The sequence below is a fragment of the Halapricum sp. CBA1109 genome (genome assembly GCF_009741825.1).
Classification (GTDB): domain Archaea; phylum Halobacteriota; class Halobacteria; order Halobacteriales; family Haloarculaceae; genus Halapricum.
On the sequence record NZ_WPCA01000228.1, the window covers coordinates 1 to 2,510 of the forward strand.

At 64.5% G+C, this 2,510-nt stretch carries 1 protein-coding gene; it reads right to left on the reverse strand.

Translation table 11 applies throughout. From position 1 onward, the window contains the following. Window positions 1-50 precede the first annotated feature (50 nt). Window positions 51-2,237: an elongation factor EF-2 gene (locus tag GJ629_RS15430; RefSeq protein ID WP_157513804.1), complete on the reverse strand. Its 2,187-nt coding sequence runs from the start codon at window positions 2,235-2,237 to the stop codon at window positions 51-53. Window positions 2,238-2,510: the final 273 nt, after the last annotated feature.

The window sequence follows — 2,510 nt, forward strand, 5'->3', positions numbered from 1 at the left end:
TTTTTGCGCGGAGGGGTCGCGCCAGCGACCCCTCGACGGAAAAAGTGGGTTTAGAAGTAGTTGATCGCTTCCGGCAGTTCCGTCTTCATACCCTTGCGCTCACGGATCTCGGTGATCTTCTCCGGCTGGAGATTATCAGCCATAACGCGGAAGCCGGCGTTCTCCGTGTTCCAGGAGGCACGACCCTCGGTCGCGCTCCGGATGTCGCTGGAGAAGCCGATCATCTCGTCGACGGGCGCGATGCCCTCGACAACCATGAGGTCACCCTCCTGGTACATATCGTCGACGCGGCCACGACGGCCCTGGATCTCGCCGGAGGCGGCACCCATGTGCTCGTTGGGGACGTCGATGCGGACGTCCTGAATCGGTTCGAGCAGGCGGATCTCGGCGTCGATCAGGGCGTTGTGGACGGCCTGGCGGACGGCCGGGATGACCTGGGCCGGACCGCGGTGGATGGCGTCCTCGTGGAGGCGGGCGTCGTGGAGGCGGATGAGTGAGCCCTGGACCGGTTCGGCGGCCAGCGGCCCGTCGTTGAGCGCCTCCTCGAGGCCCTCGATGACGAGTTCCATCGTCTCGTTGAGGTGCTGGATCCCCTTCGTGTCGTCGATGAGGATGTTGGTCCCGTGGATGTGCTCGACCTCTTGGGAGGCGTCCTTGTCGAGACCGGCCTCCTGGAGGGCCTCACGCCGCTCCAGTTCGGGCATGTCCATACTGGCCTCGCCGAGTTTGATCGTCTCGACGATGTCCTCGTCGAGGGGTTCGACGGTGATGTAGAAGCGGTTGTGGCGGTTCGGCGAGATGCCCTCGACCTCGCGGGAGGACTCCTGAGGAGCCTCGCGGTAGACGACGATGGGCTCACCGGTCGTGATCGGGATGCCCTGGTTGCGCTCAATGCGCTGGCCGATCACTTCGAGGTGGAGTTCGCCCTGCCCGGAGATGAGGTGCTCGCCGGTGTCCTCGTTGATCTCGATCTGGATCGTCGGGTCCTCCTTGGCGACCTGCTGGAGCGTCTCGATGAGTTTCGGCAGGTCGTCCATGCTCTGGGCCTCGACGCTCTTGGTGATGACCGGCTCCGAGATGTGCTCGATGGACTCGAAGGGCGTCATCTCGACGGAAGAGACCGTCGACCCGGCGATAGCGTCTTTGAGACCGGTCACCGCGGCGATGTTGCCCGCGGGGACCTGCTCGACTTCCTCGCGCTCGCCACCCATGTAGATCCCGACGCTCTGGACGCGGTTCTTGCCCGCGGTCCCGGAGACGTACAGCTCCTGGCCTTTCTCCAGCGTCCCGGAGAAGACACGCCCGGCGGCGATTTCGCCGGCGTGGGGGTCGATCCCGATGTCGGTGACCATCAGGACGACCTCGCCGTCCTCGTCGACCAACTGCATCCCTTCAGCGATGTCGGAGTCGGCGTCGCCACGCCAGATGCGCGGGACACGGCGGGGCTGTGCGTCGATGGGGTTCGGGAAGTGCTCACAGACCATGTCGAGCACGACGTCCGACAGCGGCGTCCGCTCGTGGAGTTCCTGGCGCTTGTCGTTGCGCTCTAGCTCCATGATCTCGCCGAAGTCCATCCCCGTCCGCTGCATCGAGGGCATCGAGACGCCCCACTTGTAGAGGGCGGACCCGAAGCCGACCGTGCCGTCCTCGACGGAGACGGTCCAGTCCTCGATGTCGTCCATCTCCTCGGTCATCCCACGGATGAGTTCGTTCACGTCGTGGATGACCGACAGCAGGCGCTCCTGCATCTCCTCGGGCCCTTCCTGAAGCTCCGAGATGAGGCGGTCGACCTTGTTGATGAACAGGGTCGGCTTGACGCCCTCCCGCAGCGCCTGTCGCAGGACGGTCTCGGTCTGGGGCATCGCGCCCTCGACGGCGTCCACCACGACGAGCGCACCGTCGACGGCGCGCATCGCGCGGGTGACGTCCCCGCCGAAGTCGACGTGGCCCGGCGTGTCGATGAGGTTGATGAGGTGGTTGGTGTCCTCGTACTCGTGGGTCATCGAAACGTTGGCCGCGTCGATGGTGATCCCGCGTTCCTGTTCGTCCTCCTCGGTGTCCATCATCAGCTTCGTCGCCTCGCCCTCGTCGGCGATCATACCGGCACCGGCCAGGAGGTTGTCTGTCAGCGTCGTCTTTCCGTGGTCGACGTGAGCCGCGATGGCGATGTTCCGGATGTTCTCCGGCTTCCCCATCAGTGTCTCACATTCCTCGACAATCTTCTTGCGTCGGCCCATTATACGCTGTCTTACCGGAAGGAGGGTCAAAAGGGTAGTGTTTCGGCGTGAGCGCGACGATTGGAGCGCGAGCGTCGAAGCTCGAAAGAGAGCGACGAATGGAGTGATCATTCGGTGTTTCGGCGTGAGCGCCAGCGAACGCCGAAGCTCGGCAGGGAGCGAGCCCCGCGAGCGGACTGCCGACGTTTCGACGCGAACGGTAGTGAGCGTCGAAGCTCGAAAGAGCGCGACAGCGGAGAGCGCTCTTTTGATGTTTCGGCGTGAGCGCCAGCG